22 protein-coding genes are annotated in these 25,055 nt (G+C 55.3%); 9 read left to right on the top strand and 13 right to left on the bottom strand.

The features are described 5' to 3' along the window. Positions 1-20 precede the first annotated feature (20 nt). The 10 genes from EDC52_RS05525 to EDC52_RS05480 all read right to left on the bottom strand — a co-directional run bounded on the left by EDC52_RS05525 (position 21) and on the right by EDC52_RS05480 (position 12,738). Complete coding sequence (locus tag EDC52_RS05525; RefSeq protein ID WP_230467965.1) at positions 21-1,892, bottom strand: extracellular solute-binding protein; 1,872 nt, start codon at positions 1,890-1,892, stop codon at positions 21-23. Beyond that, on the bottom strand, positions 1,879-2,217 hold the full coding sequence (locus tag EDC52_RS05520) for an ExbD/TolR family protein (protein WP_230467964.1): 339 nt from the start codon (positions 2,215-2,217) through the stop codon (positions 1,879-1,881). The genes EDC52_RS05525 and EDC52_RS05520 overlap by 14 nt, the downstream gene beginning before the upstream one ends. Positions 2,218-2,310: 93 nt before the next feature. Continuing rightward, positions 2,311-3,174, bottom strand: coding sequence for a MotA/TolQ/ExbB proton channel family protein (locus tag EDC52_RS05515; RefSeq protein WP_131864338.1), 864 nt, complete (start codon positions 3,172-3,174; stop codon positions 2,311-2,313). A gap of 53 nt (positions 3,175-3,227) precedes the next feature. Further along, positions 3,228-4,007, bottom strand: coding sequence for an energy transducer TonB (locus EDC52_RS05510; RefSeq protein ID WP_131864337.1), 780 nt, complete (start codon positions 4,005-4,007; stop codon positions 3,228-3,230). Between the two features lie 94 nt (positions 4,008-4,101). Next, positions 4,102-6,831: a TonB-dependent receptor plug domain-containing protein gene (locus tag EDC52_RS05505; RefSeq protein WP_230467963.1), complete on the bottom strand. Its 2,730-nt coding sequence runs from the start codon at positions 6,829-6,831 to the stop codon at positions 4,102-4,104. Positions 6,832-7,237: 406 nt separating this feature from the next. Next, the gene (locus tag EDC52_RS05500; RefSeq protein WP_131864336.1) at positions 7,238-8,206 is read right to left on the bottom strand and encodes an ABC transporter ATP-binding protein; all 969 of its coding nucleotides are present in this window, start codon (positions 8,204-8,206) and stop codon (positions 7,238-7,240) included. Continuing rightward, positions 8,199-9,197: an ABC transporter ATP-binding protein gene (locus EDC52_RS05495; protein WP_131864335.1), complete on the bottom strand. Its 999-nt coding sequence runs from the start codon at positions 9,195-9,197 to the stop codon at positions 8,199-8,201. The genes EDC52_RS05500 and EDC52_RS05495 overlap by 8 nt, the downstream gene beginning before the upstream one ends. Then, the gene (gene opp4C / locus EDC52_RS05490) at positions 9,194-10,129 is read right to left on the bottom strand and encodes an oligopeptide ABC transporter permease (protein WP_131864334.1); all 936 of its coding nucleotides are present in this window, start codon (positions 10,127-10,129) and stop codon (positions 9,194-9,196) included. Before opp4C ends, EDC52_RS05495 begins: the two co-directional genes overlap by 4 nt. A 2-nt stretch (positions 10,130-10,131) precedes the next feature. Next, entirely contained in the window at positions 10,132-11,088 is a 957-nt protein-coding gene (locus tag EDC52_RS05485; RefSeq protein WP_131864333.1) for an ABC transporter permease, read from the bottom strand. A gap of 36 nt (positions 11,089-11,124) precedes the next feature. Next, entirely contained in the window at positions 11,125-12,738 is a 1,614-nt protein-coding gene (locus EDC52_RS05480; protein ID WP_230467974.1) for an ABC transporter substrate-binding protein, read from the bottom strand. Positions 12,739-13,213: 475 nt separating this feature from the next. Between EDC52_RS05480 and EDC52_RS05475 the strand changes: the two genes are divergently transcribed. The 6 genes from EDC52_RS05475 to EDC52_RS05450 all read left to right on the top strand — a co-directional run bounded on the left by EDC52_RS05475 (position 13,214) and on the right by EDC52_RS05450 (position 18,078). Then, on the top strand, positions 13,214-14,230 hold the full coding sequence (locus tag EDC52_RS05475; RefSeq protein ID WP_131864331.1) for an ABC transporter substrate-binding protein: 1,017 nt from the start codon (positions 13,214-13,216) through the stop codon (positions 14,228-14,230). Next, the gene (locus tag EDC52_RS05470) at positions 14,220-15,032 is read left to right on the top strand and encodes an ABC transporter permease (RefSeq protein ID WP_131864330.1); all 813 of its coding nucleotides are present in this window, start codon (positions 14,220-14,222) and stop codon (positions 15,030-15,032) included. Before EDC52_RS05475 ends, EDC52_RS05470 begins: the two co-directional genes overlap by 11 nt. Next, positions 15,008-15,763 (top strand): ABC transporter ATP-binding protein, encoded by a 756-nt coding sequence (locus EDC52_RS05465; protein ID WP_131864329.1) that lies wholly within the window; start codon positions 15,008-15,010, stop codon positions 15,761-15,763. Before EDC52_RS05470 ends, EDC52_RS05465 begins: the two co-directional genes overlap by 25 nt. Positions 15,764-15,781: 18 nt before the next feature. Further along, entirely contained in the window at positions 15,782-16,456 is a 675-nt protein-coding gene (locus tag EDC52_RS05460) for a GntR family transcriptional regulator (RefSeq protein ID WP_131864328.1), read from the top strand. 171 nt (positions 16,457-16,627) lie between these two features. Beyond that, positions 16,628-17,578, top strand: a complete 951-nt coding sequence (locus tag EDC52_RS05455; protein WP_131864327.1) for a quinone oxidoreductase family protein — start codon at positions 16,628-16,630, stop codon at positions 17,576-17,578. 119 nt (positions 17,579-17,697) lie between these two features. Next, positions 17,698-18,078 carry a M24 family metallopeptidase gene (locus tag EDC52_RS05450; protein ID WP_407924204.1) on the top strand — a complete coding sequence of 127 codons (381 nt, stop codon included), beginning with the start codon at positions 17,698-17,700 and terminating at the stop codon, positions 18,076-18,078. Between the two features lie 104 nt (positions 18,079-18,182). On the opposite strand, the gene EDC52_RS05445 is transcribed toward EDC52_RS05450, so the two are convergent. Continuing rightward, positions 18,183-18,515 carry an ArsR/SmtB family transcription factor gene (locus EDC52_RS05445; protein ID WP_131864326.1) on the bottom strand — a complete coding sequence of 111 codons (333 nt, stop codon included), beginning with the start codon at positions 18,513-18,515 and terminating at the stop codon, positions 18,183-18,185. Positions 18,516-18,734: 219 nt separating this feature from the next. Here EDC52_RS05445 and EDC52_RS05440 point away from each other — a divergent pair, with 219 nt between their 5' ends. Both EDC52_RS05440 and EDC52_RS05435 read left to right on the top strand, forming a co-directional pair. After that, positions 18,735-20,258 (top strand): MFS transporter, encoded by a 1,524-nt coding sequence (locus EDC52_RS05440; protein WP_131864325.1) that lies wholly within the window; start codon positions 18,735-18,737, stop codon positions 20,256-20,258. A gap of 101 nt (positions 20,259-20,359) precedes the next feature. Beyond that, on the top strand, positions 20,360-21,715 hold the full coding sequence (locus EDC52_RS05435) for an esterase-like activity of phytase family protein (protein ID WP_131864324.1): 1,356 nt from the start codon (positions 20,360-20,362) through the stop codon (positions 21,713-21,715). A 69-nt stretch (positions 21,716-21,784) separates the two neighbouring features. On the opposite strand, the gene EDC52_RS05430 is transcribed toward EDC52_RS05435, so the two are convergent. After that, on the bottom strand, positions 21,785-22,801 hold the full coding sequence (locus tag EDC52_RS05430) for an NADP-dependent oxidoreductase (protein WP_131864674.1): 1,017 nt from the start codon (positions 22,799-22,801) through the stop codon (positions 21,785-21,787). A 91-nt stretch (positions 22,802-22,892) separates the two neighbouring features. Here EDC52_RS05430 and EDC52_RS05425 point away from each other — a divergent pair, with 91 nt between their 5' ends. Continuing rightward, on the top strand, positions 22,893-23,795 hold the full coding sequence (locus EDC52_RS05425; protein ID WP_131864323.1) for a LysR family transcriptional regulator: 903 nt from the start codon (positions 22,893-22,895) through the stop codon (positions 23,793-23,795). An 84-nt stretch (positions 23,796-23,879) separates the two neighbouring features. Here EDC52_RS05425 and EDC52_RS05420 read toward each other — a convergent pair whose 3' ends face one another. Then, complete coding sequence (locus EDC52_RS05420) at positions 23,880-24,800, bottom strand: DMT family transporter (RefSeq protein WP_131864322.1); 921 nt, start codon at positions 24,798-24,800, stop codon at positions 23,880-23,882. Positions 24,801-25,055: the final 255 nt, after the last annotated feature.

The raw sequence follows: 25,055 nt of genomic DNA, 5'->3' as shown, positions 1-25,055 counted from the left end.
AATCCTCATGATGCTTGTATTCACTGAGCATTCGGATCAATCCACCAGGCATCCATATCAATGCCATAACGCGGGGATTTACGGGGCATCTTCACCTGCTGCCAATACGCGAAATGAATACCGCTGGCATGATAAAGCGGCACGAGATAATGATTAAACCGCAGCACCCGATCCAACGCCCGCGCACTGGCCACCAGCAGATCCCGGCTGTCGGCACGGATCAGTATTTCTACCAGGCTGTCCACCGCCGGATTTCTGATACCCGGCGTATTATGACTATGCGGTACATCAGCGTATTCGCTTTTCCAGTAATAACGTTGCTCATTGCCGGGGCTGTTGGATTGGCCAAAGGTGTCGTAAATCGCGTCGTAATCATAGTGACGAAGCCGCACCTGATACTGCGCATTATCAATAAGCTTGATACCGGCATGGATGCCTATACGGGATAGATTTTTTAAATAGGGCAGCGCTGCCCGCTGCAATCGCCCGTCCGAAATCAGCAGTTCGAAATTCACCGGCCGCCCCGCTGGGGTGAACAGTTGGTTTTTGTGGAGGGTATAGCCCGCGGTCATCAGGATTTCCAACGCTTGCGCCAGCCGTTGCCGTCCGTCTGCCATGTTGTCTGAGGGCAGCGGGGTATGCATGATTGACGTGGGAATACTGTCCCCCAACGAAGCCAGAATTTCACGCTCTTTACCGCTAGGCAGCGCGCTGGCCGCCATTTCCGACTCGTCGAAAAAACTTGCCGTGCGCTGATAGCTGCCGTAGAAGAACAATCGATTAATGGTGTCGAAATCGAATGCCAGGTTTAGCGCTTCACGTAAGCGGCGATCCTGAAACAACGGCCGGCGCAGGTTCAAAACCCAGGCGGCGAGCGCAGCCGGATTCCCCCTGGCGAGGGTGATCTTACGGATGGCGCCGGACTGCATTGCCGGCCCCCGATAATCGTTTTCCCATCGAGCAGCTGAGCTTTCCAGCCGGTAATCTACCTGCCCGGCTAGAAAGGCCTCCAGCGCTACGCTGTCATCGCGGTAATAATCATAAATAATGCGTTGCGGATTAAAACGGCCGCGATTGACCGGCAGATCTCGAGCCCAGTAATCTTCATTTCTCTGATAAATCACCCGCGCGCCCGGATTGACGGCTATCAACCGGTATGGGCCCGAGCCGACCGGGATCTGCAGCGTCGGCTTGGTAAATTCACGACGTTGCCAGATATGCTGCGGCAAAATGGGAAACTGTCCGAGGATCAGCGGCAATTCCCGTGAGTTGTGCGGCGCAAAGTCAAAGCGGATAGTGTTGGGCTGCGGCAGCGTCACGCTGACGACATCAGCATAGTAACTGCGGTACAGCGGCATCCCGCTGCTGCGCAGCAATTCAAAACTGAATTTAACATCCTGGGCCGTCAGCGGATGGCCATCGCTGAAACGCGCCGCCGGATTGATGTCAAATTCTACCCAGCGCCGGGAGGCGTCGAGTCGGATCCCCGAGGCCACCAGACCATAGCCCGAAAAGGGCTCATCGGCATCTTCGGTCAATAGAGTGTCATACACCAGCGAACTGCCCAGATAGCTCATTCCGCGCGCCGCAGTGCCGAGGATGATCATCGGATTGGTTGAGTCGAAACTGCCCACTACCGAGCGGGTCAAGGTGCCGCCCTTAGGGGCGTCAGGGTTCACATAAGGAAAATGAGTGAAATCGGCGGGCAGTGCCGGCTGGTCATAAAGCGACAGCCCATGCACCGTCGGCACCCCGGCATGGGCGACCGTCATGGCAGTCCATAGCAGCGCGCCTTGCAGCAGCTTTTGCATATCGCCGCGCAGAACGTTGCAACGCGACACGACAGTTTGCTGCGCCAGCGTTGACCGCTGTCGTGGATTACCCCTTGGCATCAGTCATCACCGCCAGCCGGGTAATGCCCGATTGCTGAATTACTGCCATCGCTTGCGCGACTTTGGCGTAAACCACATTTTCATCGGCGCGCAACTGCACGCCGCGCGCAGGATCCTGGCTATGCGCCTCTCTGACCCTGGCGCCGACCTCCTCCAGAGATAAAGGCTCGGTATCCAGGAAGTAATTGCCTTGCTTGTCCACACTCACTACCAGCGGCTTGGCTTGGTCCGGCGGCGCTACCGCATTGGTCTGCGGCAGCTTAAGAGGGATGGCGTTGGTCAGCAATGGCGCCGTAACGATGAATACCACCAGCAGCACCAGCATGACATCTACCAGGCGTCACGTTCATTTCACTCAATACTTCGTCTTCCTGATGTTTGGACATCGCCATGATAATCACCTGATTAAGGATAAAGGTTAAGCCTTCTGCCCTACGAAACGCGGGTTGTGCTGGGGATCAAGAAAATCCACGGCCTGGTCCTCGTCATGTTGCGACAGGGTGTAATTATTTTCCTGGGCCAGGCTGTAAAAGGTGTCTGCGAACAATTCCAAATCACCGGTAGCCAGCTTCAGCCGGCGGACAAAGTAGTTGTAAACCAGTACGGCAGGTACGGCGGCGGCGATGCCGATGCCGGTGGCGATCAGTGCATGGCCGATCGGACCCGCCACTGTGCCCAGACTGGCTTGGCCGGTGGCGCCGATATGCACCAGGGCTTCCATAATCCCCCAAACGGTGCCGAACAGACCGATAAACGGCGCGGTGCTGCCGATACTCGCCAGCAAGGCCAGACCGCTTTCCAGACCGCGCCGCTCGAGCTGGATTTGCTGGCTCAAACGACGCTCCACACGTTCGGCCCGATTGATCTGCCGGCTCAGAGTGTTGCCGGTAGCTTTCACGTCATTGCCGCTAAGTACCTCGGTGCCCACTTGCACCAGCCGGGCCAGCGAACTGGGGTTTTGATGCGCTAACGCCTCCCCGGCGGCTAAATCCGCTGCAGCCCAGAAATGCTTGGCGAAGCGTTTGTTCTGTCGTGTGAAGCGATTGAATTGCCAGCCTTTGATCAATAGCGATGCCCAGGTGGCGATTGAAAATACGATTAGCACGCCTAATACGCTGGGCACCACCCAAGCGCTCAATGGGCTGGCGAGCAGGCTTTCGCCGTATAAAGGTACCGTGCCGGTCGAGTCGACCACTGTCTGGCTGGACGGCACAGCCTGGGGAGCGGCGGGGGGTTGCTCAAGCGTGGCGGCATTCGCCGCTAAAATATTGTTATCTGGCATAATTCAAAACCTTATTAATAACTCATGATCAAGACGCATCCCATTCGATGCAGTTAACGGGGCAATGTAAAAGTGATGGTCTGAATGGCATAGCCCTTAATGGCCACCGAACCGCGTTTTGCCGGAATAAATCGCCACTGCTGTACCGCCTTGACCGCAGCCTGGTCCAGCCATTCTGAACGGCTTGAGCGGGTCACCGTCACCTGGCCGGCGCGACCATTCTCCAGAACCAGAATGCGTAACACCACGCTTCCCTGCTGCTGGCGGCGCAGCGCCAACGGCGGATAGTCGGGCGGCGGATTGCCCAGGCTTTGCATGCCGGAGACGGCAGGCGTGATGCTTTGCCCCTGGCCGGCCGACGGCGCATTGCCGCTCGGTTTACCCGTTGCAGCGGCCGGCGATGCTGATGGGGTTTGCGATGCGCTGCGAGCAACCCGGGCGGTGGTTTGTGGCTTCGGCTTCACCGGCTGCGGCGCTGGCTTCTTCGGCGGTGCCGGCGGCGTTTTCACCACCTCTGGCGGCTTCGGTGCGGGTGTTAATGCATCCTCATCCCGTTGCGGCTTAGGCGGCTCAGGCAACGGCTCCTCACTCGACGTCGGCTCGGGGGGGGGCGTAGGCTGGGCGGGCTCAGGGGCGGCGGCAGACAGCTCCACCATCACCGCGCTTTCACTTCCCGCCGTCGACATGGTCGGAATCTTGACCTCGGTAACCGGCGGTTGCGCCACCAGCAGCCAAAACAGCACGCCATGCAGCAGCAAGGCGATGGCGGACAGTAGGGCCACCTCCGGCCGTGAAATATGACTCGGCTGAGACTGAATTTCCAAATAGGTCATTAGCGCTTCATCTTTGAATCTATCGTGTGGAAAGGGCCGCGCGCACCGCCCATCGGAACAGTCGGCTGCACGCAGCGCTCAAACCAATGCTCCATCAGCCAAAGTGGTAGTTGAAGTCAAGCCACCACATACGGCCATAAGGGTCGTAATTGCCTGTCGGATAGTATGGCCAGCCGGCAGAGTCGTCCTTTTTGACTTTATCCAGCAGGTTATTGACCGTCAGACCGACCGTGGCCTGCTTGGTCAACTGATACTGAACACTGGCGTTAAACACCGCCCAGGGGGTCAGACGTCCGGTGCCTGCGGCATTGGCTACGCTGCCATAGCGGTTGACGAATAACGTCGAAGTCACATCCTGATAGTTCCAGGTCAAACTGCCGTTGATTTTGCTGCGCCAGTCCCAGGATTGGCTGTAATCATCCCGCCGATTGATAGCCGGGGCATCGTCGGATTCCTGGTAGTAATGGGACAGCACCAGTGAGTAGCCCAGTGAGGAACTGAATTCGCCCCAGTTGCCGGCATCCCAACGCGCGTTGGTTTTGAAGTCCAGGCCACTGGCGCGTTCGCTGGCGGCGTTGATGGCATTGATGCGTACTCGGTTCAGCTTGTTCGGATCGATGGTGCTGTTGGCGCCATTGCGCTGCACCCGCGCCAGCACGCCCTGGCAATAAGAGCTGCTGTCACCGCTGCTGCGGCACTGGTATTCATCACGCAATAAACGGTTCGCATCAACCGTGGTGAGCAAATCGTCAATCTCTACGCGCCAGAAGTCAGCTGAAAAATCGACACTGTTGGTGGGAGACCACACCAGCCCATAACTCCACGATTTGCCGCGTTCCGATTTCAGATCCGATGTGCCGCTCTGCACGTAATCGACGCGCCCCGATTTACAGGCATCGTCTACGCCCTGGGAACAGCCGTAGTAGTCGATTTGCGAAGGGTAGTAGCCATTGCTGTCCGCCTGATAGAGGTAGTTCAGGTCAGGCGCACGGAAACTGGTGCTATAGTTGCCGCGTACCAGCAGGCTTTTCACCGGGCGCCATTCCAGGCCGGTGTTATAGGTAACATCTTCTTCGGAACGGCCGCTGAACTTATATTGGTCCCAGCGTCCGGCCAGCGAGGCCAGCAGTGTATCGGTCACGGGAATACTGAATTCGCCGCCTATCGCGTAACGATCACGACTGCCGCCAGCATAGGATCCCGGCGTAGTATTGTAGAATGTCCCGTCGTTTAACCGCTTGTCAGGTTTAACCGAATAGGACTGTGTGCCGAATTCAGCCACGCCGGCAAAACTGAGCGGCCCGGCCGGCAGGCTGAACAGTTCGCCGTTGGTGGTGAAACTGTAGGTCTGCGACATAGACTTGCTTTTCTGTCTTAACACGCCGTTATAGCGAGCCCATTCTTCTTTGGTCAGCGGGCGGTCGAAACGGGACTCATCCGGGGAGTACACCGGATAACCGTCCTGCTCGCCCAATTGCTGGCCAAGGTAAAAATCTTTAATACCGCTTAATGGCGTATAGTGCGTGTTTCGCTCGCTGGTATATTCCGAACGGGTGTACGCCACTTCATAATCCCAGGTACTGTCGCCGAAGCTATCGCCATAACCAATAGTGCCGGTCCAGGTTCTTTCACTCCATAAGCTATTATTGCTCTCACGGCCGCCGATTTCTTCTGGCGAAAAATAACGCTGCCAGCGCTCTATATTCCCGGTTTTGGCGTTATAGAAATCAGGTGAGGTAAAGCTCGGGCCACGGGTATTATTTTGAGTGTGGTCAAAACCAAATAAGACGTTGGCGAACAATTTCGCCCGGTCATTGATATGATAGGTTCCGCTGGCATAGCCATCATAGTTTTCTTTCTGCGACTGCACCGTCCAGTAATTATTATAATTCTGGTCGGTGGTGCATCGGCCGTTTTGATTGGCTAAATGGCCGCCAAAAATGCCCTGATACCCCTGGCAACCCGGTGAAAGATATTCCCCGGTGACTAAATTGCGCCGTGAACCCACGGTGCTGCCATCGGTATAACTGTCCATAAAGCCACGCTGGTTGCCCCAGATAGGTTCACGCTTCAATGCCTCGAAGCCGAAGAATCCATCGAATTTATCCCAACTGCCGCCGCCGCTGATTTGCAGGCGCTGGTTGCCGCCGCCGCCGTGCTCAGAGGTACCGCCGCGCAAATTGACATCAATCCCCTGCGCTTTGTCCTTCAGAATAATATTTACTACCCCGGCGATGGCGTCTGAACCATAGATAGCCGATGCACCACTGCTTAATATTTCAATCCGATCAATAATGACACTGGGAATATTAGCCAGATTGGTGAAGTTGACATTACCCTCGTAAGCGTTGGGATAATCGGCCAGGCGACGACCGTTCACCAGCACCAGCGTATGGTTCGGCCCCAGCCCCTTAAGACTGATACTGTTGGCGGCGGGTTGCCAGGTATTACCGAAATCCTCGCCCTGGGTCATCCCGGTATTTTGCGTCTGGGTGGCCAGCGCATCATACACATTACGATAGCCTCGGGCCGCCATCTCTTCACCGGTAATCACCGTGACCGGCGACGGTCCTTCGGTTTGCGCGCGCGGTATACGCGAACCGGTCACGGTGATTTTGCCTAGATCTTGCTCAGGCAGGCTGCCGCTGTTATTCCCAGCCGTACCGTTACCGGTATTGGACGGGGCAACCGCCGCATCGCTCACACCGCTGGCCGCTGGCGCAATGGCTTCATCTGCCGCGGGCGCGATATCCTCAGAGGCGGGCGCGATATAATCGTCAGCCGCGTATATAGACAGCGGAAACGCCAGCAGCGCAATAGGCAATAGCGCGCTCCGCCGTTTAATTAACTTATTCGTTTTTATTTTCATTTTCATTTAGTAAGGACAAGCCTCTCCCTCCAGACGTAAATCAGGCATTTACATTAACTTTACTCAGACTTAACTGCAGTCCTTGCATGGGCGTGATAATATCAATAGAGAATAAATCCCCTGGAAAGCGGAGTATAAGACTCAATTTTTTTATAGAGAAACTATAAAAACACATTTGCTTTATACTTTATTGCAATTAGATAAACTTCACTTGACCAAAAATAAAAGAAAGCAAGTCGATATATATTACGGATTTTATGCATAAAAACCCCTCCTAATATATTTTCCTATCAGGATGAATTAAATTCATATTAATTAAAAATAGCTGCAAATAACTTTACGACCTCATTAGCCATTTTATTTACGCATAATGACACCTTACGAAAATGTCGCTTCCCACTGCTCTTAACTGCGGCGCTTCGCGTTGACAACGCGAGTCCGCCTTGGGACAGCGAGGATGAAAACGGCAGCCGCTGGGCGGTTCGGCTGGATTAGCCGGTTCACCGCGCGCCAGAGTCGATAGGGGGGGGACTCCACCTGCCAGTGTCGGCACTGCCGCCAGCAACGCCTGGGTGTAAGGATGTCGCGGACCGGCAAACAGCACGTCACGGCTGGCTCGCTCAACAATTTGCCCAAGATACATGACGGCTACCTCATCGCAAAGATGCTCTACCACGCCTAAATCATGTGAGATAAATAAAAAGGTCACACCAAAGTTATCCCGCAAATCGGCAAACAGATTGATGATTTGCGCCTGGATAGACACATCCAGAGCCGATATCGGCTCATCGGCAACGATGAAATCAGGCTGCAGAATAAGCGCCCGCGCAATGCCGATCCGCTGCCGCTGACCGCCCGAGAACTGATGGGGAAAGCGGTCATAATCGCTTGCTGAAAGTCCGCAGGTCTGCATGATAGCCGTTACGCGCTGACGCAAGGTGTCTGGGGTCGCGAGTTTATGCTCCAACAGCGCTTCGCCAATGGCATCACCGACCCGTATACGCGGATTAAGCGAACTGTAGGGATCTTGAAAAACCAGCTGCAGCTTTGGCCGCAACTCATGCCATTGCTTACGCGACAACCCCACCAATTCGCGGCCACGATAGCGCACGCTGCCTTCGGTAATCGAATAAAGGCCCAATAGCGCGCGTCCAACGGTGGTTTTACCGCTGCCGGACTCCCCCACCAGGCCAAAGATTGACCCTGCAGGGATGGAAAAACTCACATCATCTACCGCATACACCTGCCCGGTGGTCTGACCGAACAGGCCATCCTTGATCGGGAAGTCGTGTTTAAGATGATTAACCTCGATCAGGGGCGTGTTATTCATGGTGGGCGACGTCTGGTTGGTGGGTGGCTGAAAGCGGATGAAAGCAGGCAACCTGCCGCCCTTGCTGCGCCAACAGTGGTGGAATCTCGCGGCGACAGTGCTCGGTGGCGCGCTCACAGCGTGGGGCAAAAGCGCAGCCTGGCGGCAATGCCGCCAGGTCGGGCACCTGCCCGGGAATAGAATGCAGCCGATGGCGGCGTTGCCCGGCGACAGGCCGAGAGGCAATCAATCCTTGGGTATAGGGATGCCTGGGATGATGCAACAGTTGCTGCGTGGCGCCTTGTTCTACTACCCGTCCGGCATACATCACCACGACCTGCTGCGCCATATGCGCGACGACCCCCAGATCGTGGGTAATAAGCATAATCGCCATGGCATGACGTTGTGATTGATCGCGCAACAATGCCAGGATCTGCGCTTGTACCGTCACATCCAGCGCCGTAGTCGGTTCATCGGCAATCAATAGCCGGGGCTGGCAGCCTATCGCCATGGCAATCATCACTCGCTGCAGCATACCGCCGGACAACTGATGAGGGTAACTTTTCATCAGGCTCTCTCCGCGCCCCAGACCGACTTCGGCCAACGACGCCACGGCCCGCCGCCATGCCTGGTGCGGGGTATCGGCCAGATGCCGAATAAGCGGCTCCATTAGCTGTTCGCCGATAGTCAGTACCGGATTCAATGCAGACATCGGCTCTTGGAAAATCATGGCGAAGTCTTTGCCGCGCAGATCGGTCAATTGCCGAGGCGAGAGTGTCAATACATCTGCGCCGTCGAAGCGGATGGCGCCGCTATCTACCTGTGCTGCCGGGCGGGGCAGCAACCCCATCAGAGAGAGTGCGGTTACGCTTTTGCCGCAGCCGGACTCGCCCACCACGCCGACAATCTGGCCTGGCGCGATATGGAGAGACACCTCGCTGACTGCCCTTACCGGTAGTCCATTGCCACCGAAAGAAACCGACAGGCGTTCGAATTCGACTAACGATTTCATCTCCTCAGCCTCATCCTGGGATCCAACGCGTCGCGTAATCGGTCGCCCAACACATTGATGGCGATGACGGTGACAAAAATAGCGATACCGGGCGGCATCCACAGCCAGGGACGCCGCTGAAAATCGATTAAGCTATTGGCGGCATCCATCATATTGCCCCATGACGGCGTCGGAGGAACCACCCCCAGGCCGAGGTAACTGAGCGCCGATTCGCTGAGGATAGCGTTAGCCACTCCCATGGTGGCCACGACGATCAATATCGGCACGGTGTTGGGCAACAGATGAACCAGGATGCGCCGGCGGCTGGATAATCCCAAAACTTCAGTGGCTAACATAAAATCCCGCTCGCGCAGTGACAAAATCTGGCCGCGTATCAGGCGCGCCAAGGCAGGCCAGCCAAGCAGACTGAGCATGACCATTACCAGGTAAATGCGGTAATCTGGGGACACACCCAATTCAGATAACGCCGCACCCATGATAATAAGCAGCGGCAAGGTCGGAATAGTCATCAACAGATCGGCAATGCGCATAATCAGCCTATCGGTCCAGCCGCCGAGATAGCCGGCGGTGGCGCCCAGCAAATAGCCGAGAGTGACCGACAGCACCATCGAGACCACCCCGACGCTTAATGAGATCCTGCCGGCGAACATCAGCCGGCTGTAAATATCCCGGCCCAGGAAATCGGTGCCTAGCCAATGCTCGGCACTGGGCGGATGATTAATCATCAAGGCATCGGTCAGTTCGTCATTCCAGGTCGAAAACCAGGGGCCGACCAGGCACCAGCACCCCATCAGCACCATCAGCCACAGACAGAACATCGCCAGCGGATCGCGGCGAAACCGTTGCCAAGCCTCGCTGAGCATGCCGGGAGTGCTCTCGGACAGTGCCGGCGATGACGCCTGCCGCCAGCGACGGCGACTAAAAATCAGCATGCTTACCTCAGTCGTATCCGCGGATCAGCCCAGGCATAAAGCACATCCGCCAACAAGTTACCCCAGATGGCCAGCAGGGCAAGAAACAGGGTGAATCCCATCAAAACCGGGTAATCCCGTGCCGCCAGTGAATCGATATGAATATGGCCGGCGCCGGGCCAGTTAAAGATTTTTTCGGTGATAAGGGCGCCGGAAAACAGGGCCGGCAATTCAAAACCCAGTAAGGTGATGATCGGCAGCAACGCATTGCGCAAGGCATGGCGCAGAATCACGCGACCTTCGCGCAAGCCTTTTGCCCGGGCGGTACGGATAAAATCCATCCGTACCACCTCCAGCATGCTGGCCCGGAAATAGCGCGTCAGGCTGCCGGCCTGCAGCATCACCAGCGCCAGTACCGGCAACGCCAGATGGGCCGCGACCTCCACCACCCATTCCCACCCTTCGGCATCGCTGCCGGTACGCTGCATGCCTCCGACCGGCAGCCAATGAAGATCTACCGCGAACCATTTAATCAGCAACAGACAAAGAAAAAAGGTTGGAAATGACATCGCGGCAAAAATCAGCACGGTAACGATATGATCAAACCAGGAGTGCGGACGCATGGCGGAAATTACGCCGACAATAAGCGCGATAGCCCAATAAAATACCATCGCGACCATCGCCAGCAGAAATGAATTCCAAATGTAGTGATTCAACAAGGTGCTGACCGGAGTTTGGTATTGCAGCGAATAACCCAGATCGCCGCGCAATAACTGGGCCAGCCAGCGGCCATAACGCAACCACAACGGCTGATCCAATCCGTACAGCGCTTTTAACTCGGCGGCACGCTCGGCGGTAAGGGTGATATTGCCGTCAATAAAATCCCCGGGCGTCAATGCGAAAATAAAAAAAATCAGCATCGACGCCAGCAACATCATCGGAATGGTCGCCAATAGTCGGCGCAGTATAAAATTTCTCATGGTGGATCCTTGCAGCCTCTGACGAGACGCGCCCTGTCACTGGGCGAGTTTGACCCGCGGCAGGCTGCCTACCAGTCCGTTGTAGATGTCCGGTGTGAACCCGTTGACCCGGGCGCTGCTGGCCGAAAGGATATAGCGGTAGCCAAGCAGAATGACCGGCGGATCCTGCGCCAATACCTGATAAAGCTGATGATAAACCGGGCGCCGCTGGGCGGGATCAAGCACGGCGTTGCCCTGGGCCACCAGCCGATCGACCTCAGGATTGCTGTAGCCGATTTTGCTTTCGCGGGTTTGGAACTCTCGCACACCATCATGAGGATCATTCAAGGTACTGGTGCTGTAAGAAGCCAAGTCATAATTGCCGCTTTTTTGCCGCGCCAGCAGCGCATTGAAATCTAATACCTCAGGTTTGAGGATGATGCCGAGCTGGCGGTAGTTTTCTTTGGCAATCGGCACCAGGGCATCATTGATGAGCTTCTTGGTGACCAAGAGCGTCAGCTCAAGAGGATGACCGTCTTTTTCGCGAATGCCGTTGGCGCCTTTTTTCCAACCGGCCTCATCGAGCAACTGGCCAGCCTTTTGCCGGTCATAGGCATATTCATTAATGCCTTGGGTATCATAAGCCCATGAAATCGGCGCGATAGGCTCATTGGCTACTTTACCGTAGCCCTGATACACCACATGGATCAATTTCTGACGGTCGAGCCCATAAATCAGTGCCTGGCGCACGCGGGCATCTTTCAGCGCCGGCCGTTTATGGTTGAAGGCCACCATGCTGTAATCGCTGGAGCCGTAAAGATTAATATTGGCAAATTCCAGCAGCTTGAGCTGCTCGATATCATCTGGTTTTGAGGTAAAACCGTCATAATCCGTTTCACCGGTCTGGAACAGTTGGAAATTGGTGGCCGGATTGGTCACGCGATAAATAAAGCGCGCCATTGCCGGCTGGCCAGCAAAATAATGCGGGTTGGCATGAAAACGAATTTCCTGGCCCGGAATGTATTTATCATAAATATAAGGACCATTGCCCAGCGGCTTGCCGTGCAGGGTGCGGATATAATCCAGTTTGCCGCGCTGGTATCCTTTGCCATAGTAGGCTTTGGACAGTATCGGCCCGCCGATGGTCTGCAAGGTGGTGGCGCCAGGTTCGGTGGTGGTTATTCTGACCGTGCGATGGTCCAGCACCTCAATACCCGAGATGCTGTCGGCCTTGCCTGCTTTATATTCATCCCCGCCGGCGATATGGGCCAGTGAGATATCAAATTCACCGTCGTAGGCCGGGTCATATAGTAGCGTTAAAGTAAACGCGATATCGGCAGCCGTCACCGGCGAATTATCGCTATAGACCAACCCTGGACGCAGGGTAATGGTATAGGTTTTATTATCGTCGCTGACCTGCCATGACTCGGCCAATTCAGGCACCAGCTTGCCGTGACTGTCCCAGCCGATTAAGCGGGCAAAAATGACGCTGGTGACGTTCTCATCCCAGCCGTTAGTAAAGAAATACGGGTTGAATATCCCCTGGGGCTCGGAGATGCCGGCTACCAGGGTATCTTTTCGCTGTGTGGCCGCGGTGGGTACGGCCGCAGGATTAGTGGCCGGAGTGATGCCTTCCTGCAATGCTTGCCCATGGACCGGCGTTAAAGCCAGGGTGAGAAATAATGCTGCAAATACCTTGGAAAATAGAAAGTGATGTCTGCCAGATGAGGTGTTCAAATCCCTAACCCTTATCATTATTTGAGTATAAAACGCCGGGTGAGTGCCGCAGGTATTTTATGCTTAGAAATAAGTTTAATTATAAGAACTATTAATAACGCCGAGGACTATATCAAAATCCCACACAGTCGGAATGGATATATTGTCATATCTATTTTCGTTATTTGCATATAAGGCAGAAATGGATAAATACAGGGTCGAAGTCAAATGAATTGCCATAAAACGGCTTCTAATACCCGCTTAACACGATCTCCAGGCAATGGCTGCTGACCACCCATTGCCGAAATCCAGCAAAAGTTATCCCTATTCGTTCGTTTACTCGCCGGTTGCGCCGCGATAACGTAAAAATGAATTTTGAATTCAATTTGACATTTTGTAACAACTCCATTGACTTCACTTAAGGGATAACATGAAACGCTTTTCATCACTTGCGCTGACGCTGTTTATTACTGCCAATGCGGCCACAGCGGCCGTATTGCCCCTTACCCAACCGTTACCGGCAACCGTTCCGGCCGGGACACAACTCAATGTCGCCGATCAGGATGAAGTACTGCAGACGCTGTTCAACGCGTCCGGCCAGATAGACCGGTTATCGGCTAAAGTGCACTTTGGTAACTTCAGCGATGGTCCTGAAATCCTGGAGGCCTTTCGGGCGGGCGCGGTTGATGTCGCCGTGGTCGGCGATGCCCCGCCGATTCAGGCTCAGGCTAATGGCAATGACGTACTGATCGTGGGGGTCCAGCGAAACAGTGACCGTGAATACCAGCTGGCCATCGCGCCAGAGGGCCAGATCCGCAGCCTGGCGGATTTACGCGGCAAGCGCATTGCCAATGCACCGGGTACCGGACGTGAAGCCTACCTGTATCGCGTCCTGGAAAAGGCGGGATTGCAACCGACGGAGGTTAAACTGGTTACCCTGCAGACCGGCACCTTTACCGATGCGGTTCGTTCAAATGAGGTTGATGCCGCCGCGCTGAAAGAGCCCAATCTGACACAATATGTCAACGCGTATAAAGACAAGGGCGGCACCGTACTGGGTACCGAGGTGACCGCCGGCGGTTCGACCGGATTGCGATATCTCTATGCCCGCCGCAGCGCGGTGGAAGACCCGGCTAAAGCGGCGGCCCTGCGTGAGTTTGTAGCGCATTGGGTTAAAGGCTGGCAATGGGCTAATCAACATCCTGCCCAGTGGGTGACCGACTATTATGTCAAGAATCAGGGGCTGACGCAGTCTGAGGGTGAATTGATTAACCGGGTTGCCGGCCCTACCGCCTTTCCGCGCATCGACCAGGCACTGTTTGCCGTCCAGCAGCATACGGCAGACCTGCTGCTTAAATCGGGCAGTATCGACCATAAAGTCGATGCCAAGGCTGAGTTTGACTCCCGTTTTGATGCGGTAATCCAGCAGGCGGCTCATGCACAGTAAGGCTACTCAGACTGACCCACGCAGAGTCCGGCGCCTGACGCCGGCGCGTTCAACCTGGCCCTGGCGTACGCTGGGGCCATTGCTATTACTGATTTTATGGCAATTGGCTTCTGGCTTCGGCTGGGTGGACAGTATGACCCTGCCCTCGCCTGCCAGGGTATTAACCACCTTTGAGAAACTGATAGAAGACGGCAGGCTGGGCCCGAGTATCCAGATTTCGGCCTGGCGTGCTTTCACCGCCCTGGCGCTGGGCGCCTTGATTGGCGTGGTACTGGCATTATGCTCCGGGCTGAGCCGCATCGGTGAATCGCTGATTGATGGGCCGATGCAAATCAAACGCGCCATTCCCACGCTGGCGATGATCCCGCTGTTCATTATCTGGCTGGGTATTGGCGAAGCCACGAAAATCACCCTTATTATGCTCAGCGTTCTCATCCCGATTTATATCAATACCCATGCTGCACTGCGAGGGGTTGATGCCCGCTTTATCGAGCTGGCGGAAACCCTGAAGCTCCGCCGGTGGACCTTTATCCGCCGCGTCGCCCTGCCGGGTGCAATGCCTGGATTTTTTACCGGCTTACGGTTGGCGGTCGCCCATTCATGGACATCGTTAGTGGTGGTTGAACAAATCAATGCCACCTCCGGTATCGGCTATCTGATGACGCGCGCCCGCGCCTATGGGCAAACAGATATCATTATGGTCGGACTGGTGCTGTACGCGTTGTTTGGCCTGGTATCGGATGGCGCGGTGCGGGCAATCGAAAGGAGAGTGCTGTCATGGCGCAACAGCCTGGGCAATTGAGCCCGGAAAAAAGTGAACCGATCGTCAGCATCTCAAGACTGGCCCGCAGTTTTGACGGCCGGCAGGTGTTGAGCAATATCAATCTGACTATCAAGCCTGGTGAATTCGTGGCGCTGCTCGGCCGCAGCGGTTCTGGCAAAAGCACCTTGCTCAAGGCGCTGGCCCATCTTGATAGTCAGGTAGCCGGCAGCGGAGCATTACGGGTACCTGAGAATTGTGCGGTGGCGTTTCAGGATTCTAGGTTGCTGCCGTGGCTGCGGCTGCTGGATAATATCGTGCTGGGGGAAAGATCCCGCAATAGCCGCTCTCGCGGCCTGCAGGCGCTGGCGGAAGTCGGGCTGGGCGGGCGTGAAAATGACTGGCCCAACACCTTGTCAGGCGGTGAACAGCAGCGCGCTGCGCTGGCACGATGCCTGGTTCGACAGCCCGCCCTGCTGCTGGCCGACGAGCCGTTCGGCGCACTTGACGCGCTGACCCGCCTGAATATGCAGGCCTTGCTGCAACAACTTTGCCTGCAGCATCAGCCGGCCGTGCTGCTGGTGACCCATGACGTGGATGAAGCGATTTCACTGTCTCAACGGGTTATCGTATTGGAAAATGGCGAAATTGCCCTTGAGCTGGCGATAGAACCGGATATTCACCAATTGCCTGAGGTCCGCCAGCAGCACCGGCAACGCCTGCTGAGCGCGCTCGGGGTATACAGTGTCGGTTCCTCCCCACCTGCCCACTGACAGTCAATGGAGTTTTGCATGAGTAATACTGTTCCTTTACGGGTTGCCAGAACCAGCCTCCATCAACAGGTGGCGGAACGGATCCGTACCATGATCCTGAATCATCAGTTGCTGCCGGGCGATAAAATTGACGAGTCGGCGCTGTGTCAGCAGTTTGATGTCTCCCGTACGCCGTTGCGTGAAGCCTTGAAGGTGCTGAGCAACGAGGGGCTGATTGAATTATTGAATCACCGGGGCGCGCGCGTTGCCGTTACTCGGCCGCACGAGGTTCGCCAGTTGTTCCCGATCATCGGCGCGCTGGAGGCGCTGGCCGGAGAGTTGGCCTGCGCCCATGTCACAGCAGGCGATATCAGTTATCTGCAATCATTGCATGATGACATGCTCCGGTGTTACCGGCAGCAGGATGACGCTGGCTACGCCCGGTTAAACCGCGAGATCCATCTCGGATTCTTTCAGTTGGCGGATAACCCTGCGCTGATGGCGCTGTATCAGCAACTCACTGCACGTACCCATGCCGTGCGGCATGTAGCGCGTAAAAGCCAGGCCGAGTGGCTGGCGGCCATCGATGATCATGAAAAAATGCTGATTGCCCTTCGCCATCGTGATGGTGCCTTGATGGCGGATATTTTGCGTCGGCATTTGCAGCACAAAGCGGAAATGGTGCTGGCTTTCTTGGCCGCTGCCGAAGCCTGAACCTGAACCTGAACCTGAACCTGAACCTGAGCCTGAGCCTGAGCCTGAGCCTGAGCCTGAGCCTGAGCCTGAGCCAGGGTTAATAGTCGGACGTCAAAGCGAAAACAAAGGATGTTATTACCTTAATTTGTGCATAATATATGCAAATCGACTCAAACAGAGAGGCCGAGTATGAAAGCAGCAGTGGTGTTACAAGCAGGCCAGACGCCGGTTTACCAGGAGTTCCAACAGCCGGTGCCGCAAGCCGGGGTAAAACGGGTTTCGGTAACCGCTGCCGCATTAAGTCAGCTCACCAGGAGTCGTGCTTCCGGGCTGCACTACAGTTCGGCTACGCAATACCCGTTCGTGCCGGGAGTGGATGGCACCGGACGGTTTGACGATGGAAGACGGGTCTATTTCTTTATGCCCATCGCCCCGTTCGGCAGTATGGCGGAACAGACGCTGGTAGCGGAACAGCAATGTGTGCTATTGCCTGACGATCTGGATGACATTACCGCAGCGGCCATTGTTAATCCCGCCATGTCTTCCTGGGCGGCAATGACGGCGCGCGCACAGCTGGCAGCGGGAGAAACAGTATTAATCAATGGCGCAACCGGAACGTCCGGCAAGCTGGCGGTGCAGATCGCCCGCTTCCTGGGTGCCAAGAAGGTGATCGCCACCGGCCGTAACCCGGCATCGCTTCAGCTGCTGACCTCAATCGGTGCAGACGCTGTGATTTCCCTGACTGACGATGAGCAGACCCTGCAGGAGGTCTTTCGCCAACACTTCAGCGCGGGTGTTGATGTGGTGGTCGATTATCTTTGGGGCGATAGCGCACAGTTGCTGCTCAAGGCTGCCGCCGCCAGTGCCGGAACGGGTGTAGCGCTGCGTTTTGTCCAGGTGGGGGCCATGGGCGGCAAGGAAATAACACTGCCTGCCGCCGTGCTGCGTTCCAAAGCCATCACCCTGATGGGTAGCGGACTGGGTAGCATAACCAATGACCGATTGATGGATGTTATGCGCCAGGTACTTGATGCCACCCGACCTGGCGGGTTTAATATTGCAACGCGGGCGATTCCCTTGAGCGATGTTGAACAGGGGTGGTCGCTCGCTGATGGCTCGCGTACCGTGTTCACCCTGTAAAAGAAGGCCGCCTGCGGGTTAACTCAGGTCGACTGCCGGCACGCGTATTTGACATGCTTGATGGCATCCCGCTACCGGGCATGTCCACCTTGGCTATCGATCAGTTGGTTTAGCGATTTATTGTACAAGACCTCCAGGCGCGTCGCGCCAGCAAGGGACAATATGGTTATGGTTACGTATTGAACGCATCGATAAATGATGTCGTCTGCCACGGCGTTCCCGCCGAACTTGTTGTGCTCCAGGCCGGAGATATCGTCAATCTCGATATTACGCTTGAAAAGAACGGCTATATCGCCGACTCCAGTAAAACCTATCCGGTTGGCGAGGTCGGTCTGAGCATCAGGAAGCGGGTGCGTACTGCCTATGAAGCGATGTGGAAGGGTATTCAGTCCGTTTGTCCAGGGGCGCGATTAGGTGATATTGGCTGGGCCATTGAGCGTCATGCCACGCGAGGCCGACGGATGGGCGGTGACGACCAGAGACGGGTCGCTTTCCGTTAGCCGCGCTTTGATTGCCCAAGCCTTTGCCGGCATTTCGTTCATTACTTGACCAAAGCGGATAACAGGGTTAAGCCACTCAGGCCGGCCCTATCCCGGGCAGGCCCCTAAACGGATTCAGCCGCTATCGGCTCAAGGGTATGCTGCAGCAATTCCATCAGGCCGGGAAGCCCGGCTTCGATTTCATCCCAGCGCAGCACCGCGACGGCGTAATTCCCTTTATCAACCACCGAAATCAGCCCCGCTTCCCGCAGCGTCTTGAAGTGGTGCGATCGCGTCGCCTTGGTGACGGTCAGCCCGAAAGTCGAGCAATGTCGCTCAGATCCCCGCTTATCCCTTAGCAATTCCCCAACGATCCTTCGACGTATCGGATCGGCCAATGCCTTAAAAACTTTATTGATATCAAATAGTCGTGATGTATCAGGTCGGTTCGGCGCCATGGGAAAAACCTTTTCAATTGTTTATCGGCATGAATACCGATTGACAATGGTGAAAGAAAAAACAATGGTATAGCAAGTTCGATACTTATCGAACGTATGATACATTCATAACCACCAACGGTTTACTAACGTGCGGTATCCATGATACTACGCCGCCGAGGCGGATACCAATCGACTGATCAGAGTCACATCAACTCAGCAAAAGCGGGATAATGCATTATGGAAAATCAGTTTAACCAGCCGAGGCAGACAGCGGGCATGATTTTGTTTGGTGTTCTGCTGGCGGTGTTTGTCGTTCCCACGTCTATTTCAGGAACGGCGATTATACTTCCGGCGTTAAGCGCTGAACTGAATACCGATGCGGCGACGCTGCAATGGGCGGTCAACGCCTTTAACCTGACATTTGCCTGCTTTACGCTGGTCTGGGGCAGTCTGGCTGATATCTTTGGCTGCAAGAGATCGTTTTTAACCGGTGCCGCTCTCTATCTCCTGGCTTCTTTAGCCTCTTGGGCAGCGCCGAATATTTATATACTCGATATCTGCCGTGCCATTGCCGGTATGGGTGGAGCCGCCCTCTTTTCTTGCGGCAGCGCGGTTCTGGTCAAGGCATTCACCGGCCAACAACGCACTAAAGCCTTTGCCCTGTTCGGCACCACGGCTGGGCTTGGCATCACTTTCGGCCCGACTATCTCAGGTTGGGTTCTGGCGATGTCCGACTGGAGAAATATATTCCTTATCCATGCTATCGCCCTGTTTTTGGTGTTAATTATCTCCTCCGGCTTGCCCGATGACAGCAAAAATAACGTTGCCCGAAAACTGGATGCCACAGGGACGGTGCTGTTCATCCTGTTGCTGTCGTGCCTGATGCTGTCGATTACCTATGGCGCACACGCCGGCTGGCTGTCAACAACGACGGTAAGTTTATTGATCGCCGGATCAGTGCTGATGGCTGTTTTTTGCTATGTCGAACGACACGCCCAAAACCCTATCATCAATATGCGCTTGATAAAAAATAGACGCTTCCTGGGAATGATATTAATCCCAGTGGTTGCAAGCTTTGCCTTTGTCCCATTACTCACTTATTTTCCTACCTTCCTGATGGCAGTGGAAAGTCTCAGTCCGTTAAAGGCGGGGCTGGTTATGCTTGCCTTAACCGGTCCGGTACTGCTGTTTCCGCTGCTTGCAGCGAAATGGGTAGCCAAAGGGAGGTCAGCTGATGGGGTGCTAAAAATCAGCCTGTTGCTATTGCTGGCGGGTCTGACCTTGCTATGGACGTTCAGCCATCATCATCTAGGCCTAGAGGCGATGATGATAAGCCTGCTGCTGGTGGGTGCCGGTATGGGATTATCGGCAGGGCTGGTCGATGGCATCGCGCTCAGCCTGGTCGATGAGCATCAGGTGGGACAGGCCGCCGGTATTCTTAATACTTTCCGCCTGGGCAGTGAAGCCATTGCCGTTGCGGTATATGGTTCCTTACTTGCATCAGGCATAGCCAAGGCAGTCAACGGCTATCCTGAATTGCACTTCACTAACCAGACTGCCGAGCGTCGATTTATAGCCGACATCATGTCCGGCCATGCTGACGGTAATGCCATTGGCACAATCCCGCTTTCCGTAACGGCGATATATCAGCACGCTTTTGAATTCACCTTGTCTGCGCTATTGGCTGTCTCTGTCATCATTTCGTTGTTCATTGTCTGGCTTATCAAACAGCGCCCCTTCCTCAATGCCAAGGCGGTTTGATGGTATCGAGGCATTGACCGTCCAGTTGAAGTAGCGCTGTCATGTTGCTGTCATCTGATTGCTATATAGATCTGACACCTGACAAAAACGGATATATAACAATGAAAATCAAACGCCTTGCTTTGGCGCTGAGCTGCTGCCTTCCCCTGATCGCCCATGGCGCCGAACCCGAAGTCAGCCGGTATGTGGTGACATTTCCTGAGGGATCCAGAGTCCCTTACTCCGGCGCCTGGTCCAGCGCGTTTCCCCATGGCCTGCCGGTCGGCGTAGGATCTGGCCTGCAGTTTGTGCGCAAAGAAGGCAATGACCTGATATTTGCCACCGTCACCGACCGCGGCCCTAACGCTGATTCGCCCAAAGCCGGCAAGCGAGAGTCCAAAATATTCGCCAGTCCGACGTTTACGCCGCTGTTGATGACCCTTCGCGTTTCGGGCGACAAGGCGGTGGCCATCGATGCCCGCCCACTGCACGATAACCAAGGTCCGATCAATGGTCTGCCGCTGCCGGAAGGATTTATCGGCGCCACCAACGAACTGGCGTTGGACGATACTCTGAAAACGCTGACCGGCGACAAACGCGGCCTGGATACCGAAGGCATTACGCCGGACGGTAACGGCGGCTATTGGCTGTGTGATGAATACGGCCCTTTTATCATTCGCATTGATGCTAACGGCAAAATTCTGGAGCAGCACGGTCCCGAGGCGGCGCAAGGGGAACAGAGTGTGGCGGGTGGCCTGCCCAATATCATCAAATGGCGCCAGGCCAACCGTGGTTTTGAGGGACTGACGCGCATGCCGGACGGCAGGATCATCGCCGCGGTGCAAAGTACGCTGGATATTGAAGGAAAGACCAAAGGCACTGCGCTGTTTACCCGCCTGGTGAGCTTTGACCCCGCCACCGGTAAAACGGCCATGTACGCCTATCCGATTGATGCCGACGTGTATAAAAAAACCGGCGACGCTAAAATCGGCGATATCGTTGCGCTGGATAACCACCGTCTGCTGTTGATTGAACAGGGCGGCGATAAGAATAAGACCATGCGTAATCGGATATACCGCGTAGACCTGACCCAGGCCACCGATCTGACTGAATTCGATAAAGAGCGGCCGGCCGAATTTGATGATGCCGCCAGCCTGCAACGTCGCGGTATCCACCTGGCCAAGAAACAATTAGCCGTGGATCTGCGCAGCCTGGGCTGGCGGCAGGAAAAAGCCGAGGGGCTGGCGCTGATTGATAACCGTACCATCGCGGTTGTCAATGACAATGATTTCGGCCTGGAAGCCATGCTGGAAAATCCGGCGGCTAAGGCGAAGAAAGTCAAAGATTATCAGGTCGATGGCCAGGGTCATCTGCTGCTGGACGGCAAGGCCACCCCGACGCGCATCGGTCTGCAGCCGCTGGCAGAGCCGGAATCGCTTAACGAGCTATGGGTCATCAAGCTGGCGCAGGCTCAATAAGGTTCAAGGCCGTTCCCCGACGAGAAGTACGATGTCGCATTAAGGAAGAACATCTTATCGGGGAACCCATCAGAGGTTGTTAAGCACGATCTTGCCCTGGATACTGCCCCGGGAAGCGCGCTGATGCGCGGCCGATGCGTCGGCCAGCGGATAGGTGCTGTCAACGACAACCCGGATAATGCCGTTGTCGAGCAGGTGACCGGCCTGAGCCAGTTGCCTACCGCTGGATCGCACCTGTGCCGATGACACACTGATGCCGCGGCTGGCGGCTGCAGTGTGTCCCGTAAAGCCCAGGGGGTTAACCAGGAACAGTGAGCCACCCCGTTTGATGACGCTCAGAAAACGCGCCATATGCCGGCCGCCGACAGCATCAATCACCAGATCGATATCCTGTGCGACCGTTTCGGCCGACGCCTTGGTGTAATCGATAAATTCATCCGCCCCGAGATTACCCAGCAGTGCTTCGTGTTTGCCGGAGGCAACCGCGATCACGTGCGCGCCTTTCCACTTGGCGATCTGAACCGCCAGATGTCCCACGCCGCCGCCGGCGCCATTGACCAATATTGTTTTGCCGTCAAGCGGGACGGGTTCATGTTGGAATGACTGAAAGGGGTTAGGTTCATCATGGCCGGGATCGATCAAAAATTGCCAGGCAGTCAGCAGCGACATCGGCGCTCCGGCTGCCTGGACATGATCTATACCCTGAGGTTTCAACGCCAGCTCGTGGGCAGGGACGCGGACATATTCGGCATAGGCACCGCTGCCCTTCATCAAATCCTGGGGGAAACGCACCATCGCATAGACCGCGTCTCCGACATTGAACCCGGCAACCTCATCGCCAATGGCGGCAACCTCACCTGAAATGTCGGTTCCCAGGATCAATGGAAAGACTGGACTTGGCTGCCATACAGGCGGCAGCGCCCGATAGCCGTCACGCAGATAGAGGTCCGGTGGGTTGATACTCGCGGCATGTACGCGAACCAGTACTTCGCCGGCTTCTGCGATGGGTCGGGGGATGTCTTGGTAATGCAGAACCTCCGGGCCACCGAATTCATGCAATTGTACTGCTTTCATCATCTGGGTCATCATCACCTCGTTGTCAGAAAAGTCTGTTGACCACAGACTATGCCGGTTATGCAAGGTTGATAATGGGTCTGTATTTCGCTTTAATAGTGCCATGAAGGAACAAATAGGTTTCGATAGACTGAACGGGTTGATCGCATTCGCCCGCGCTGGCTCGATGGGCAGCTATACCGCCGCCGCCCGTTCGCTGTCTATCTCCCCCTCAGCGGTCAGCAAAAGCATTCAACGGCTGGAGCGGCATCTTGGCGTTTCACTTTTCACCCGCACCACACGCTCGCTGACCTTCACCGCTGAAGGCCGCGATATTCATGAACGCGTGCTGCGGCTGCTGCGCGACGCCGAGGATATTGGTCAGGCGGCGAAAGCTGCCCGAGCCGAACCCGCAGGCATATTACGCATTGCAGCCTCACTGCCGATCGGCGTGCATATGATCGCCCCAGCCATCGCGCAATTTCGTAAGCTCCATCCAAAGGTGATGATTGACTTGCGGCTGAGCGACCAAAGGGTCGGCCTGGTTGAAGAGAGTATTGATATTGCAGTGCGAATCGGCGATCTGCCGGATTCATCCCTCCTGTCGCGTCGGCTCTCACCCTACAGGCTTTGCTGTTATGCTTCGCCAGATTATCTGACCATGCACGGCACTCCTGGGCATCCGGATGAACTGATAAGACACCAAACGGTCAATCTGCGCTATCAAAGCACTGGCCAGGCGTTTCGCTGGCCGTTCCAATTAGGGGATAAGGAGATTGAGATATTGCCATCATCTCACATCATTGCTGATGCAAGCGAAGCTGTCCTGGCGGCGGTTGCTGGGGGTGCTGGCATCGGAATGGCCACAAGTTTCATGGCTGCTCCCTGGGTCCGGCGCCAGGAGTTGATGCCGATTCTGTCCGATTATGCCGTGGACCGACACAACATCACCGCCATTTGGCCTGAGAACCGTCGCACCAACCCGGCCGTACGCGCCTTCCTGGATATGTTGATCCAGCAGTTCTGAATAACTGTTTTAAACAATAGTTAGCCTTGCGTCTGCTCAGTCCACATTAACCGATCGGTTCAATGACCAGACGTTTTAACCTATTCAGCGGGACACGTTCACCCGCCAGATGCCGACACACACCAGTAGAAGTGCTATCAAGTAACGCCATTCCAGAATGCTTTCCTGCAGGAAAATCGCCGACAGCACCGCCCCCGAGACCGGGATCAGGAAATTAAACGGCGCTATCATTCCTACCCGGTTGAATTTGAGCAGCAGACTCCACAAAGCAAAGGCAACAGAAGACAGCAGCGCCAGATAGCTCAAAATTGCTGCTGACTCCCAGGAGTGAAATGTCAACGTTCCCCCGGTCAGCCACCCGCCTATTGTTAACGCAACGCCGCCGATGCCCAACTGCCAGCCGGTCATGATAGTCGGGTCTACCGTCTGAGAAATACGCTTGCCATAAAGGGAAGCGGCTGAAACGATAAAGGCGGCCAAGACGACAAATCCTTCCCCAAGCCAGGTAAAGCTGAAATCCAGCGATGCGCTGTTCACATTCACCACCATGACACCGGCAAAGCCAAGCACGCAGCCCAGCACTTTATTAATACTCAGTCTGTCATTCTGGTAAATAAAATGCGCCAGCAATACGCTGAAAAAGGTGCCGGTGGCATTCATAATCGACCCTTTAACACCCGTGGTAAATGCCAGGCCGATATAAAAAAAGATATATTGCAGCGCCGTCTGGGTCAGGCCCAACACGCTTAATTGAGTAAACTGGCGGCCGGACAAACGGCAAATCGGCTTGCCCTGCAGCAGGGCAAATATCAGCAGCAGCAGGCCGGCAAAAATAAAACGGTAGCCGGCGAAGACGATTTTGCCAGGCAAATCATCGGCGGCAATTTCAAATATGTCATAGCCGTTTTTAATCGCCGGATAAGCGCTGCCCCACAGCAGGCAGCACAATGCCGCGCCCAGCAAAACAAATTTTTTATGGGTAAACAGACTGTCCTGGTTTTTCACGCCGTCATCCTTAACAAAAATAAAATAACGTTTCAGAATGTTCCCATTATCCCCAAACAGGAAAAAAATGCCCGCTCTTTCGCCCTCAATGACGTGATCTCAGTCGTAAGCAGGGCATTGGTCGTTATGGCAGCGACGCTGGCCCGATTTAATCAGCCCATGCTCTCGGCCGATGAAAGCCGCAGATGTCTCCCCTGCCGATGACCAAAATCCCGCCAATGTCCTAAAGTGTGATCTGGATTGTAGTACAATAAT

Source organism: Biostraticola tofi (assembly GCF_004343195.1).
Taxonomy (GTDB): Bacteria; Pseudomonadota; Gammaproteobacteria; order Enterobacterales; family Enterobacteriaceae; genus Biostraticola; species Biostraticola tofi.
The sequence above is the reverse complement of the archived record's forward strand: the minus strand, read 5'-3'. Positions and strand labels throughout refer to the sequence as shown.